The organism is Bradyrhizobium sp. LHD-71 (assembly GCF_031157255.1).
Lineage (GTDB): Bacteria > Pseudomonadota > Alphaproteobacteria > Rhizobiales > Xanthobacteraceae > P52-10.
Genome location: NZ_JAVIFX010000007.1, coordinates 215,342 through 228,685, shown reverse-complemented (window position 1 = coordinate 228,685; position 13,344 = coordinate 215,342). Strand labels below are relative to the sequence as shown.

General features: G+C 62.1%; 13 protein-coding genes. All 13 read left to right on the top strand.

Features of this window, described 5'->3' with window-relative positions:
- Positions 1 to 230 precede the first annotated feature (230 nt).
- Positions 231 to 773 carry an RNA polymerase sigma factor gene (locus tag RCO31_RS10270; RefSeq protein ID WP_308968223.1) on the top strand — a complete coding sequence of 181 codons (543 nt, stop codon included), beginning with the start codon at positions 231 to 233 and terminating at the stop codon, positions 771 to 773.
- A 382-nt stretch (positions 774 to 1,155) separates the two neighbouring features.
- Positions 1,156 to 2,148, top strand: coding sequence for a DUF4880 domain-containing protein (locus tag RCO31_RS10265; protein WP_308968222.1), 993 nt, complete (start codon positions 1,156 to 1,158; stop codon positions 2,146 to 2,148).
- Between the two features lie 229 nt (positions 2,149 to 2,377).
- Entirely contained in the window at positions 2,378 to 4,018 is a 1,641-nt protein-coding gene (locus RCO31_RS10260; RefSeq protein WP_374991458.1) for a ShlB/FhaC/HecB family hemolysin secretion/activation protein, read from the top strand.
- 20 nt (positions 4,019 to 4,038) lie between these two features.
- On the top strand, positions 4,039 to 6,081 hold the full coding sequence (locus tag RCO31_RS10255; RefSeq protein ID WP_308968221.1) for a DUF2341 domain-containing protein: 2,043 nt from the start codon (positions 4,039 to 4,041) through the stop codon (positions 6,079 to 6,081).
- A 5-nt stretch (positions 6,082 to 6,086) separates the two neighbouring features.
- Complete coding sequence (locus RCO31_RS10250; protein ID WP_308968220.1) at positions 6,087 to 6,491, top strand: biopolymer transporter ExbD; 405 nt, start codon at positions 6,087 to 6,089, stop codon at positions 6,489 to 6,491.
- Positions 6,492 to 6,504: 13 nt separating this feature from the next.
- The gene (locus RCO31_RS10245) at positions 6,505 to 7,035 is read left to right on the top strand and encodes a hypothetical protein (RefSeq protein WP_308968219.1); all 531 of its coding nucleotides are present in this window, start codon (positions 6,505 to 6,507) and stop codon (positions 7,033 to 7,035) included.
- Complete coding sequence (locus tag RCO31_RS10240; protein ID WP_308968218.1) at positions 7,032 to 7,817, top strand: TonB C-terminal domain-containing protein; 786 nt, start codon at positions 7,032 to 7,034, stop codon at positions 7,815 to 7,817. The genes RCO31_RS10245 and RCO31_RS10240 overlap by 4 nt, the downstream gene beginning before the upstream one ends.
- 151 nt (positions 7,818 to 7,968) lie before the next feature.
- Positions 7,969 to 9,747: a putative porin gene (locus tag RCO31_RS10235; RefSeq protein ID WP_308968217.1), complete on the top strand. Its 1,779-nt coding sequence runs from the start codon at positions 7,969 to 7,971 to the stop codon at positions 9,745 to 9,747.
- Position 9,748: 1 nt separating this feature from the next.
- Complete coding sequence (locus RCO31_RS10230; RefSeq protein ID WP_308968216.1) at positions 9,749 to 10,345, top strand: hypothetical protein; 597 nt, start codon at positions 9,749 to 9,751, stop codon at positions 10,343 to 10,345.
- Between the two features lie 7 nt (positions 10,346 to 10,352).
- On the top strand, positions 10,353 to 11,438 hold the full coding sequence (locus RCO31_RS10225) for a peptidylprolyl isomerase (protein ID WP_308968215.1): 1,086 nt from the start codon (positions 10,353 to 10,355) through the stop codon (positions 11,436 to 11,438).
- Between the two features lie 29 nt (positions 11,439 to 11,467).
- On the top strand, positions 11,468 to 12,166 hold the full coding sequence (locus RCO31_RS10220) for a hypothetical protein (protein ID WP_308968214.1): 699 nt from the start codon (positions 11,468 to 11,470) through the stop codon (positions 12,164 to 12,166).
- An 11-nt stretch (positions 12,167 to 12,177) separates the two neighbouring features.
- Positions 12,178 to 12,798, top strand: coding sequence for a YbjN domain-containing protein (locus RCO31_RS10215; RefSeq protein WP_308968213.1), 621 nt, complete (start codon positions 12,178 to 12,180; stop codon positions 12,796 to 12,798).
- Positions 12,799 to 12,901: 103 nt separating this feature from the next.
- The gene (locus RCO31_RS10210; RefSeq protein ID WP_308968212.1) at positions 12,902 to 13,339 is read left to right on the top strand and encodes a hypothetical protein; all 438 of its coding nucleotides are present in this window, start codon (positions 12,902 to 12,904) and stop codon (positions 13,337 to 13,339) included.
- Positions 13,340 to 13,344: the final 5 nt, after the last annotated feature.

The following is a 13,344-nucleotide window of genomic DNA, read 5'->3' as shown; positions in this document are numbered from 1 at the left end:
GCGGCTGCGTCGGCGGTTCGCGGCCGCGTCTCGTCACCCTGGATGCCGGTAACTGGCGGCGACATCGGCCATGGTCCTTGACTGAAGAGCAGACGGAGTAGCGCTAGGCGGCTAGGACTTAACCTTCCACGTCTGTCATCCGACTGTCATTCCTGCTGGCTACTCACGTCCGGCGAATGTATGGCGGTTTCGGGGCAGCTGGCGTCGCGGCAGCGTTGGGGTGGTCTGGAGTGGGCGCGTCGAACCGTAGCATTTTGCAGGCCGTGCTCGCCGCGGACTATGAAAGTCTCGTGCGACGACTGACCCGTACGTTCGGCTGTGCGGACTTCGCCAGCGAAACGCTCCATGACACATTCGCGCGCCTGGACCGTATCCCGGATACAACCGAGGTGCACAGTCCCAAGGACTATCTTGTTCGAACGGCAATCAATATCGGAAAAAATCGGCGGCGTGCGGAGCGCTATCGGGCCACGGCTGCCGAGATAGAAGAAATGCTCAGCGTCGCTGACGAAACACCAAGTCCCGCTCAAGCCGTCGAAGCGCAGTCAGATATGGAGTCCCTGCGGCTTGTCCTGACGGAGTTGCCGCCGCGGGTGCGCAAGGTGTTCGAGGCAGCGCTGTTCGACAATGTGCCTTATCCCGAGATTTCCCAAAGCCTGGGCGTGTCGCTACGGACGGTGGAGCGCGATATCCAACAGGCTATCGAGCATTGCGCCAGGCGTCTCGGTCGCAATCTCATGCGCCGCCCGAGCGGCCCGCGCCGCCGCGCCTGATCGCCGGCTCACTTCACCACCAAGCGGCATGATCTGTCGTTTTCAAATCACGGAAGGCGACTGCGTGCTCGATTGTTCAATATTTCTTTTCGCTTTTCTTTTCGGAATAGGGTTCATTCGGGTGTCTATGGTTTAGCGGACCCGAATTTCATGAGGGGCTCGTCGTAGGAGAGGAATCATGGACGTCGGCGGTCTGCCTGGCTGCCGGCATTCGATGTCGGACGTCCCAATGCAGAACGTTGATCGCCTTCTCTTGACGCGTGCATCTGCGACCCTCAAGGGGCCTTGCCGGAATCAGTGGGAGAGGCAAGCATGGATTATATTGATGAATCCGTTTGACACGCCAGATTGAGATGGCCTCCGGACGACGAGCCATTCACCCGTGACCGTACCGCCAGATGATCATGAGGACCTTGATCCGCTGATGCGGGAGGCGCTCGCTTGGGTGGTTCGGCTTCGTTCAGGCGAGGCGACAAAGTCTGACCTTGAGGCGATCCGGCGCTGGCGGAGCCAGAGCCCCGATCACGAACAAGCCTTCCGCCTGGCAGCCGGCCTGTGGCGCGATCTGAAGTTGAGCGCGGACGCGCTGGGCGTGCATCGACGCGCTCAACTCTCCCCGATGCGCGGGTATCGTCCGGTTCCCTGGAGCCTCTCGCGCAGAGCATTCATGGGCGGAGCCGTCGCAAGCGTGGCGGCAGCCTACCTTGCCTATGATCCGCCGATGGATCTGTGGCCCTCCTTGAGTGAGCTCGCGGCAGACTACCGCACGGGCAAAGGGGAAAGGCGTGAGCTTGCCCTGGCAAACGGTGTCGACGTAACGCTAGGGACATTGACCAGTCTCTCGGTATTGTCGGATCGCGATGACACGCGGATTGAATTGATTTCCGGAGAGGCCGTCTTCAGCGCAAAAAGTGCAGCGGGCCGGTCGGTGGTCGTGCAGGCGCTCGGCGTCCGCACGGTCGCGACCCGCGCTTCCTTCAACGCGCGCTGCCTGGATGGGAGGGTTTCGGTCACCTGCATCGATGGACAGCTGGATATCGAGCATGAACGCAATCTGGTCCAACTCAACCCAGAACAGCAGGTCGAGTTTTCAGCGGCGGCTGGGCTCGGCACGGCCGTCGCCACCGACGTCAATGCGGCGACGGCCTGGCAGAAAGGCCTTCTGGTCGTTCGTGATCGCCCGCTCGCCGAGGTCGTCGAAGAAGTGAACCGTTATCGCCCTGGCCGCGTCATCGTTACCAACGTCGCGCTTGCCCGCAGGCTTGTGAACGGGACATTCCATCTCGATCGGCTCGATAATTTTCCAAGCCAGGTCCGCGAGCTGTTCGGCGCCGGCGTGCGGGCATTGCCGGGCGGCGTCGTCCTCCTCAGCTGATCGCCCCGCTTCGCGATCCATAAAGCGAATCGCGGCCGGCGCCCACGAAGTCCTGAAAAAACTTCTAACTTTCTTTGGCGGAATAGCTTCGGCCCGCGTGTCTTAGAGACATGGGACTTGCTGGCGGCGACGCGATCGCTTGCGGGCGGCTGCGTTTGGGTGGGGTCGAGCTGACGTGCAGAACAAGAATTCCGGGCAATGCGGCGCACGGTCGCTGAGGAAGGAGCTCGTGGCCACGCTGGCTCTTGGTGCCTTGGCGGTCGGATCGCCACATGCGGCGCTCGCGCAAACAGACCCCGCGGGCCAGGAGGCCGCTCCGGTATCTCAACCGGCCTCTTCGACCAACCAGCGCTTCGACATTGACGAATTTCGCGTCGATGGCGCGGATAAGCTGCCGCAGATCGAGGTCGAGGAGGCGGTTTACCCCTTCCTCGGACCGAAGCGGAATGCGGACGATGTCGAGAAGGCGCGCGCTGCGCTGGAAAAGGCCTACCACGACAAGGGATTTCAAACCGTCAGCGTTGCCGTTCCTGCACAGAACGTCGCCAGCCGAGTTGTGGTGCTGAAGGTCGTCGAAGGAAAGGTCGGGCGGCTACGGGTCACGAATTCGCGCTACTTCGATGTCGATCGGATCAAGAAGCAGGCATCGTCTCTCAAAGAGGGGACTCTGCCGAACTTCAACGAGGTGACGAAGGATATCGTCGCGCTCAATCAATGGTCTGATCGGCGAATAACCCCGGCGCTGCGCGCGGGCGTGACGCCCGGCACCGTCGACGTCGACCTGAATGTCGAAGACAAATTTCCGCTGCATGCCAGCGTCGAAGTCAACAACCGGCAATCGCCCAACACGACGGCGACGCGCGTCAATGCCACCGTCAAGTACGACAACCTGTGGCAGCTCGGTCATTCGCTCAGCGCCAGCTACCAGATCGCCCCTCAGCGTCCTGAGGATGCCCAGGTCCTGTCCGGCTCCTATCTGGCGCGTGTGACGGACTGGACCAGCGTGCTCGTCTACGGCGTCGACTCGAAGAGCGATGTCGCGACCATCGGCGGCATGAACGTCGTTGGTCCGGGGCAGATCCTCGGCGGACGGGTGGTGATGACCTTGCCGACCCGCGATAACTTCTTCCATTCACTGTCTCTTGGTGTGGACTACAAGCACTTCGGGCAGACGGTAAATCTGGGCACCGACACGTTCTCGACGCCGATCACCTACTATCCGGCCAACGCCAGCTACGGCGCGACCTGGCAAAATGAAGGGGCGCTGACGCAGCTCAATCTCGGCTTTACCTTCAACCTGCGCGGCCCCGGCAGTCAGTTCGACGACTACTGGAACAAGCGCGCTTTCGCCGACAGCAACTTCTTTCATTTCAATGCCGACCTGTCGCACACCCATGATTTGCCGGAAGGCTTCCAACTCTTCGGCCGCGTGAAGGGGCAGGTTTCGGACGGGCCGCAGATCTCAAGCGAGCAATTCAGCCTGGGCGGCGTGGACACGGTGCGAGGCTATCTCGAATCCGAAACGATTGGCGACAATGGCATTGCCGGCACGCTGGAGATCCGCAGCCCCGATTTCGGCCCGATGCTGCAGAGTCATATCAAGGATGAGACGGGGCAGGGCCCAGCTCGCTTCACGACCTTCAACGAATGGCGCGTGTTTGGCTTCGTCGATGCCGGCCACGCCACGATCTACAGGCCGCTGGAAGAGCAGCAGTCGCGGTTCGACATGTGGAGCTACGGCGTCGGCACGCGCTTCAAGTTGTTCGACTATCTCCAGGGAATGGTGGCGTTAGCGGTGCCCATGGTCAGTCAGGGTGAGACCGGGGCAAAGGATCCGCGCGTGCTGTTCAGTGCATCCGGAGAATTCTGATGATCAAGGGATGGCTTTCAATGTCAAACGCACGACCACATCGAATCGGATCGGCGCAGCACGCGATCAGGCGTCGCCTGACGGCGTTTGTGTTTGCTGCTTCTGCTGCGACCCTGGCACTGACCAGTACGGCACAGGCGTGGTGGAATGAAGAATGGTCGATGCGCAAGCAGATCAGCATCGACACGAGTCCAGCCGGCGCGGGCATCACGGATGCAATCGGTACCACACCGCTGCTCGTGCGCCTTCATGTCGGCAATTTCCGTTTTGCCTCGGCGAAGGAAGACGGCAGCGACCTGCGGTTCGTCGCCGGTGACGACAAGACACCTCTCAGGCATCATATCGAGAGCTACAACTCCCTGCTCGGCGAGGCGCTGGTGTGGGTCGGCGTTCCCAACGTGCAGGCCGGCGCCAAGGCCAACATCTGGCTTTACTATGGAAACCAGAAGGTAGCTGCCGGCGACCCGAAGGGCACCTACGATGCGGACACCCTGCTCGCCTACCATTTCACGCAACGCGGCACGCCGGCGCTTGATTCGTCGGCATGGGCAAACAACGCGCAGAATGCCGGGCAGGCCGCCGACGGCGCCATCATCGGCACCGGCTTGCGTCTCGACGGTCAAACACCGCTGACATTGCCGGCTTCGCCGTCGCTCGCTCTGCCCGAGAGCGGGACGCTTACTTGGTCTGCCTGGATCAAGCCGGCCAACCTGCAGCGCAGCGCGGCGATCTATAGTCGCCGGGAGGGCGCCAACGCCCTCGTGATCGGGCTGGACGACGGCGTGCCATTTGTCGAGGTCAACGCCAACGGGACCGTCCAGCGGACCTCCGCATCTGCGCCGGTCGCCCCCGGTGGCTGGCATCACGTGGCCATGGTGGCGACGCCAGGACTGATCACGCTGTATCTCGACGGTAACGCCTATGCGTCGCTGAACACGTCTCTGCCCGCACTTAACGCCGTTGCGCTGCTCGGTGGTGACACGGCTGGAGCGGCGCCACCTCCTGCGGTCGCTCCCGTTGCTCCCGCCGCGAGCACCGATGCCGTCGGCACGGCGGAAGCTGCTACCGATCCTGCGAGTGCGCCGTCCGTGCCGGCCGCTCCGGTCCCGGCAGCTGCCTCCGCGATGTCCGGATTTGCGGGCGAGCTCGATGAACTCAACATCGCGAAAGCGGCGCGAACGGCCGGCTTCATCAAGTTCGCTGCGACGAGCCAGGGACGCGATCCTTCCAAGCTCATCACCTTCAGCACCGATGAAGAGACCGCGAACTGGCTCTCGGGATACTTCGGAGTCCTGCTCAGGGCTGTCACCTTCGACGGCTGGGTCGTGATCGGCATTCTCATCATCATGGCGCTCGCGAGCTGGGTCGTGATGGTCGAGAAGCATGGCTACCTCACGCGCCAGCGCAGGGGGAACGGAACCTTCATCAATGCATTCCGCCACTTGCAGGAAGATCTGACGCTGCTCGCTGACGGTGCCGGCTTGGAATCCGTCACAACGGAAAAGGTCGGCAAAGGAAAGCGCGGCGGCAAGAGTCTTGATGCACGTCAGGATGTGATGCGGAACTCCTCGCTCTTCCGCATCTATCAGATCGGTGCGGACGAAATCATCCGCCGCTTCCCCGACGACGCGACCGGGCGCACACATCCCTTGAGCGCCGAAGCGATCGCCGCCATCCGCGCCGCACTCGATGCCGGTCTGGTGCGCGAGATACAGGTGCTCAACCGGCTGATGGTGATTTTGACGATCTCGATTTCCGGCGGTCCGTTTCTGGGCCTGCTCGGAACCGTCATGGGCGTCATGATCACGTTTGCCGCGATCGCCATGTCGGGTGACGTGAACATCAACGCGATCGCTCCGGGCGTCGCCGGCGCGCTGATGGCGACTGTCGCGGGCCTCGCCGTCGCGATCCCTGCGCTGTTCGGCTACAACTGGCTGACGCTCCGCATCAAAGATCTCACCAGCGACATGCAGGTCTTCGTCGATGAGTTCACGACGAAGATGGCCGAGATTTATAGCACCGATCGGCCTGGCCCGATGATGCATCGCATGGCCGCGGAGTAAGAGCGATGCAAATTCAATCCGACAGCAAGCCGTATGACGATATCAACGTCACGCCGATGCTCGATCTGGCATACGTGCTGCTGATCATCTTCATCGTCATGACGACGGCGACCGTTCAGGGAATGAAGGTCAACCTTCCCAAAGCGTCCGCCGCGCCGAGCCTTTCGCAGCAGACGACCAAGGCGATCACCGTCGGCAACGACGGCAAGATCTTCCTTGACACCATTCCGGTGACGCTCGCTGAGCTCGAGCAACGGCTGGTGCAGCAAAAGGCCCTGACGCCGGAATTTCCTGTCGTTCTGCGCGGCGATGCGCAGACCCAGTATCAGAATGTCATGGACGTTCTCGATCTGCTTGGCCGTCTGAGCATCACCCAGGTCGGTCTCGCCACCAAGCCGCTCGTCAAGTGATGGAACGCTGACGATGCGGCCGCTGGCATTCCCGCTCAAGGCAGACGACACCACGCCGATCGGCGGTCTGGTGCAGCGCTTACGCGTCTGGATCGCCGCCTTAAGGCCAGGCGTGATTCTGCCTGAGCCCGACATGTCGGCGGCTATCCGGATGGACGATCGCAGATCACACGCGAACTGCCCGGCGGCAGTTGCGCGCGCCGGGAGCGGTGATCGCCTTGCGAAGGGCGCCGAGATCGTCGCGTTTCCGCGCGTCGAACAGGCGCGTCTCATCGGCCTCGCCAGAGATCTGAAGCAGCGCCTTGGCGATCGCGAACCGCTGCAGCTGTGCATCGAAGGTGGCGCCACGCCGCGCCTGTGGATCGACAGCACGGCTTATGTCGAGTTCCGCGGCGCGCAGATCGGCTATCGGGCCGTTCTCGACAGCGTCTTTGAGACCCGACTCACGATGGAGACGCTCGACTTCGATTCGATTTCCGATTTCGTCCGCTATTACGTCATGGCGCGTCTCACGGACGCGCGCCGCGCGGAGGTCCAATCATGAGGGCAGCGGACCGCCGTCGCAGGGATAACCCGGACTTCAAGCTAGCTCCAGGCGATCAGGATATGGAGCAGGAGGCGTCAGCGTTGCGACGGTTCGCGCGCCGATACGGCGCAGCGACGGGTGCTGGTGTCGGTGGCGTTGCACTGGTCGCGGTCCTGGTCATCTTTTTCGTGATCGGCGATGACGCGCCGCCGCCGCGCAAGGTTCAGGACTTCACCATTGTCAATGTGGTCCCGCCGCCGCCACCACCTCCACCGCCGCCCCCGGAGCAGAAGCTGCCGGAGCCGGAAATGATCGAGCAGCAGCCGATCACCGAGCCGGAGATCAAGGAGGAGGCGAAGGTCGAGGAGCCGAAGGATGCGCCGCCGGACGCACCGAGCGACGAACCGCCGCCTGGCCCGCTGGGTCTCGACCAGGCCGCCGAGGGGCCGGGCGACAACTTCAATCTCGCGGGTCGCCCAGGTGGCCGCGGCCTGCTGGGTGGTGGCGGGGGCGGTGGAAGCAAATGGGGCTACTACGCGGCGATGGTGCAGCAGCAGATCGAGGCGGCAGTGCGTGCTCACCCGAAGACACGCAACAGCGTTGCGCGGGTGGAGGTGCGTCTATGGGCCGATGCAACGGGCCGAGTCACCCGCGTGCAGATCGTCTCCTCCACTGCCGATGCCGAGATCGACGCGGTCATTCGCGGTGAGGTTCTTGCGAGTCTTGCACTGCGTGATCGGCCGCCGAGCGACATGCCGATGCCGATCGTCACGCGCATCACGCTGCGGCGGCCGAGTTGAAAGAAGAACCACGTCATCTGATCGCGAAGTCTGCGAACGGAAACTGTCAGAGTGAGAAGTGAGCTGGGGAATAATGTCAAAGAGATCTACTTACGCCAATCGGTCGAAGGCTCCGGCTTTCTCTGTGTCGCTTCTTGCGTTGATGGTTGCTATGCCGTCTGTCCTGGTGGGATCTGCATTCGCGCAGGACGACCGGCCGACTGTTTCGCGCAAGAAGCCTGCATCCTCCAACGCCACGGTCAATCTCGTCAATCTGCTGGTGCAGCAAGGTGTCCTCAATGAGGAGCAGGCTGGCGCGCTGATCAAGCAGGCGGAAGATGAAGCCTATGTCGCGCGCGAAGCAGCCCGCGATGCCACCGTCAAGGCTGATGATGCGGCGAAGGCCGCAACGGCCGCAGCTGCGGCCGCATCGCCGCCTGGCAGCAAGCGCGTGACCTATGTGCCTGAGGTGGTCAAGCGGCAGTTGCGTGAGGATCTTCGCAAGGAGGTGATGTCCCAGGCCAAGGCGGAAGGCTGGGCATCGCCAGGGACCTATCCCGAGTGGGCCTCGCGGATCCGTTTCTCCGGCGACGTCCGCGCTCGCTGGGAAGGCATCTGGTATCCGAAGGGCGGGTTCAATTCCACAGGTCAGATCGTCGATTTCAACACGATCAACACCGGCTCGCCATATGACGTGTCTGACCTGGAGCAAGGAGATCCGCCGCTCTACAATACGACGAAGGACCGCAATCGCACCCGCCTTCGCGCGCGACTTGGCCTGGATGCGGACCTCTACGAAGGGTTCACGGCCGGCCTACGTATCGGCACCGGATCGGATAGCTCGCCGGTCTCGACGAATCAGACGCTCGGAGGATCAGGCGGCAACTTCTCCAAATACGCGCTGTGGCTCGACCGCGCCTACGTCAAGTTCGAGCCGTTCAAGTATCCATATTTCACCGATTTCGCGGCCTACAACGGCTTCGGACCGAGCTCGCTCACCTTCAATATCGGCCGCTTCGACAATCCGTTCTGGTCGCCGACCGAGCTCGTGTGGGATACGGATCTCGGCTTCGATGGCGTCGCCGTGCAGGCCCAGCACGAGGTGTGGTCGGGCTTTGCTCCGTTCCTGGTCGCCGGTGCGTTTCCCATCTTCAACACCAGCCTCGATTTCTCGAGCAGGGACCTCGTAAAGTTCAAGAGCGAAGACAAGTATCTGTTCGGCGCCCAGCTTGGCTTCCAATGGCGCGCCGCACCTCTCGTCGATGTCACCTTCGCTGTGTCCTATTTCGATTACAGCAACGTCCGCGGGCAACTCTCGAGCCCCTGCGACGTGTCGGTCGCGCCTGCGTGCGACACCGACCACCTGCGGCCGTCTTTTGCGCAGAAGGGTAACACCTACATGGCTTTGCGAGATATCATTCCGCCGCCGGGGGACTTCCTGTATCCCATGCCGCAATATTTTGGATTGGCGAGCGAGTTTCGGCCCGTCGTCGCTTCCGCTCGCTTCGACTTCGCCCACTTCGATCCGATCCACATCGTTGCAGACGGTGAGTTCGTATGGAATTCGGCCTTCGATCGGGCTGCAGTCGCAGCCGTTGCCGTCAACAATCTGGCTCCTGATCTCATTCCAGGCCAACTGCCGGGCCCGTTCAGTGGCGGCAACCTGGGATGGCTGACGCGTGTCACGGTTGGGCACACGAAGCTCAATCAGTTCGGCGATTGGAATGTCCATGTCGGTTACAAGTACCTGGAGTCCGACGCCGTCATGGATGCCTTCGCCGATAGCGACTTCGGTCTCGGCGGAACCAACCTGAAAGGGTACTTCGTCGGCAGCAATGTCGCCCTGGCGAAGAACGTCTGGGCCTCGGCGCGCTGGCTGAGCGCCAACGCGATCGACGGTGCGCCCTATGCGGTCGACATCTTCCAACTCGATCTCAACGCGAAGTTCTGATATGTTCAACCGTATATTTGTCGTCGTGTCTGTCGTCGGGGTTGTCTTCACGTCCGTGGAGGCGTCTGCCCAATCGGAAACCGATCGCTTGCGCGAGGCGCTGCGCAGCGCCACCGCGCAGGTGCGCGCCCTCGAAGACCAACGTACGTCTCTGCAGGCACAGCTTGCCGAGACGACGCGGGCTCGCGATGCGCTCAAGAGCGAGGTGAACGAGGCCAAAGCTCAGGCGAAGAAGGCGGAGGTCGACTATCGCCAGGCCGTGCGCGAGTTCAATGACCGGTTGGAGGAACGCAACCAGACGCTTGAAAAGTGGAAAGAGGCCTATGCGGAGGCAGCGACTGTCGCGCGGACCAAGGACTCCGAACGGGCAAAGTTCGAGGCCGAGTCCAAGGCATTCAAGGCCAGCACGCGCAATTGCACCCTGAAGAACCAGGAACTCGTGAAAGTTGGGCGAGATCTCCTCGCGCAATACGAGAGCGTCACGCTGGGCGATGCCTTCGTTGCAAGCGAACCTCTCACCGGCTTGGGACGGGTGAAGGTCCAAAGCCTCTTGCAGGACTATGGCGACAAGGTTCTCAATCAGAAAGTAGATCCGTGAGGCCGAAATGAACAGAACTCAACGCTACCGCATCATGCCAAACCCCCGAACAGCCCGGCCGATCATCGGCGCTGTTCTGACCAGCGTACTCGCATGCTCGGCAAGCTTTGCGCAGGTTCAGTTGCAACAGCCACCAGTGAAGCAGCCTTCGGCCAAGCAACAGGCGCCTGCGTCAGCTCCCGCACGGCCGACACCTCCAACGGCCGCGGCGCCGGCGGCGCGCACGACGACATCCGGCGCATCACGCGCGAATGACGAAATCGTCGCGCGCGTCGCTGGTCGGGATGTGAGCGCGACCGAAGTGCGCAACTTCATTGGCGCTCTGGGCGCGCGGGAGCAGGTTGCCATTGAGCGCGATCCTGCCCTGCTCAGCCAGGCCGTACGTTTGATGCTGGCCAACGAACTCGTGCTGAAGGAGGCCGAGTCGAAGAAGTGGCACGAGCAAGCCGCAGTCGCGGCTCGACTCGAACAGGTGAGGGACGCGACGATCGTCGAGTCCTACCTGCAGGCCGTTTCAACGCCACCGAAGACCTATCCGGAGGAGTCTGAGGTCCAGAAGGCCTACGAGAGCAACAAGACCGCTTTCCTCGTGCCGCGGCAGTTCCGGATCTCGCAGATCTTCGTTTCGTTGCCGGCTGGCGCAGACAAGGACACAGACGAAAAGGCCCGCAAGAAGCTCGCCGACATCCAAAGCAAGCTGAAGCAGTCAAAAGCCGATTTCGCCGCGGTTGCGAAGGAAGCATCGGATCACCGTGAGACAGGCGAGAGGGGCGGAGAGCTCGGCTGGGTTGCCGAAAATCAGATCCGACCGGAAATCAAGGCGCAGGTCATGGGCCTTGCCGACAATGCCGTCAGCGAGCCGATGAAGCTCGATGACGGCTGGCATATCGTCAAGCTCATGGAGACCAAAGCCGCCTACACGCGTCCGCTGACGGAGGTTCGTGACGCGATCGTCCAGCAGCTTCGGGCGCAGCGTGCTGACGCGATCCGGCGCGCCTATGTCGCGCGCAAACTCGAAGAAAGCCCGCCGGCGATCAATGAGATCGCGCTGACCAAGGCGTTGAAGCAATCCGATGCGAGTCCTTCGCGCTAAACCGGCTGTAACCCAAGGTCTGTCGCACGATGTCTTCTGCAACTGCTATTGACAGTGTCCTCACGGAACTGCAGCGGCTTGGCTACGAGGTGAGCGCGGTCGACGTCAATTCGCGCGCGACAGTGCGGTCGAACCAGGTTGTCATGGCGCTCCGCTTCGGAGGGCGGGTGGACGGTGCCGCCGACACCACCGTGGCAACCCTCGACGTTGAAATCGACGTCGGCGGTGACCTTGGCTCGGATCGCTTGCGACGCTGGCGTATCACCAGGACTTTTTCGGTTGATCATCAATGCGTGCGAGCCATTCGCATTGACGCCGTATTTACTCTCTGCGGAGACATCAGCAGCAGCTTCGTGCAACGGGAGGGCGGGGCTTGTCTGGCGATGATGCAATTGCTGGTCGCGGATGCAAAGGAAACCCTCCATGGCCTTCGTGTGAGCAAGTGTCCGACGCAAGCGTCGGGCCCTGTCGTTCATGTGGATGTCAAAGTTGTCGGCGATGTTGCGGCCGGTCGGAGCGGGTTAATCCGAGCGGATGGGGCGGTCCCTGAAATGACGTCCGAAGCGCGCGCGATCAGGCTCGTCATCTGCGACGAGCTGGCAAGCATGGTTCTGCCCGAGCTATTGACCCTTGGCGCAGCGGGCGTGGTTACCGCTCGTTCGCAGCCTCGCCTTCCTCATCCACAGGCGACCGCGGAACGCGGCGCCCTTATCATCAACAGTCAATAATCGGAGTGATCATGTCCAACAAAGCGAACGGCAGCATGCCTCGCCAGGCTGAGGTCGCAACGAGCGGCGACGACGCTGCGGTTGTAATGCATCTGGATCTGGATGTCCTGCGCACCCTGTTGCAGGGCGCAGGCTACCGTGTGGAAACGCTGACAGAAGGGTCGGTAACGTTCCTGCGGTCTGCAACCAATGGCCTTGCATTCGATATTCGGCCGGGCAGCAATCTATTAGGCAGAGCCGGCCAGTTCATCGACCTCAGCTTCGTGGCTCTCTTCTCCGTTCGCGGCGCGCTGCCGCTCGATCTGGTCAATCGCTGGAACAAGACGCATCGGTTCGGTCGCCTGTTTCTCGATCGCGTCGTGCTCGACCAGTCGGCCGCTCCGCTCGACTTCCTTGTCTTCTGCATGGACGTTTCTGTTGCAGGCGGTGTCACGCGTCGCCAATTGCGGACGCAAGTCGACCTTTGGGATGGCCTGGTGCAGCAACTGATCCCCTGGCTGCGCGAAGAACTCGGCAAGCTCATGCCGACGATCGATCCTGCTGCGAATCCCCCCGCTGCGAGCGTGCAGAGCCCGGCCGAACCGGTGGCTCCAGTCGTATCGACGCCGGTCGCCGAGGCCGCTGCGTCATAAAGTGGATATCGCAGACACGTATCGACAGATCTGATTGGGGGCGATGGTCATGGCTGTCACGGCCGGAGAAGGACAACGTCAGCGGAGAAGCTTACGGTCGCGCTTGAAACTTTCTTACTGCACGCTGGCTGGATTCCTTGGCCTCGCGGTCGGCACGGGCACGGCAACCCTTCCGATATCGAGTTCGGCAGAAGCGGGTGACTATCAGGCGTCAGGTGGTGCACCCGTCGCGTGGCGAGACTTCGCCGAGCGGGTGCAACTGCGATTGCGCGAAAGACTGTCAGACGATGAAGCGCCGGTTCGCCAATTCCATCGTCTGCTCGAGGACCAGGCGGCGATCGACGCCAAAGCACCGGATGTCGTGGCGCGGATATGGGTCAGCTCGCTGGGTGCGGTCGAGCGGCTCGAGGTTCCAGGACTCGAGGCCGAGCTTGCCGGCAGGTTGCGCGGAATCATGATCGGAAGCGACGTGCGAGCCGTGCCGCCACAGGGGATGTTGCAACCGGTGCATCTGAGGCTGTCACTCGGCCGCGCGGAGTGAGACGA

Bases quoted from the DNA above. Each gene is read 5' to 3' on its own strand.
- RCO31_RS10245 (WP_308968219.1), top strand. From the start codon at position 6,505: ATGCGGCCGCTGGCATTCCCGCTCAAGGCAGACGACACCACGCCGATC.
- RCO31_RS10250 (WP_308968220.1), top strand. From the start codon at position 6,087: ATGCAAATTCAATCCGACAGCAAGCCGTATGACGATATCAACGTCACG.
- RCO31_RS10255 (WP_308968221.1), top strand. From the start codon at position 4,039: ATGTCAAACGCACGACCACATCGAATCGGATCGGCGCAGCACGCGATC.
- RCO31_RS10230 (WP_308968216.1), top strand. From the start codon at position 9,749: ATGTTCAACCGTATATTTGTCGTCGTGTCTGTCGTCGGGGTTGTCTTC.
- RCO31_RS10240 (WP_308968218.1), top strand. From the start codon at position 7,032: ATGAGGGCAGCGGACCGCCGTCGCAGGGATAACCCGGACTTCAAGCTA.
- RCO31_RS10220 (WP_308968214.1), top strand. From the start codon at position 11,468: ATGTCTTCTGCAACTGCTATTGACAGTGTCCTCACGGAACTGCAGCGG.
- RCO31_RS10235 (WP_308968217.1), top strand. From the start codon at position 7,969: ATGCCGTCTGTCCTGGTGGGATCTGCATTCGCGCAGGACGACCGGCCG.
- RCO31_RS10225 (WP_308968215.1), top strand. From the start codon at position 10,353: ATGAACAGAACTCAACGCTACCGCATCATGCCAAACCCCCGAACAGCC.
- RCO31_RS10215 (WP_308968213.1), top strand. From the start codon at position 12,178: ATGTCCAACAAAGCGAACGGCAGCATGCCTCGCCAGGCTGAGGTCGCA.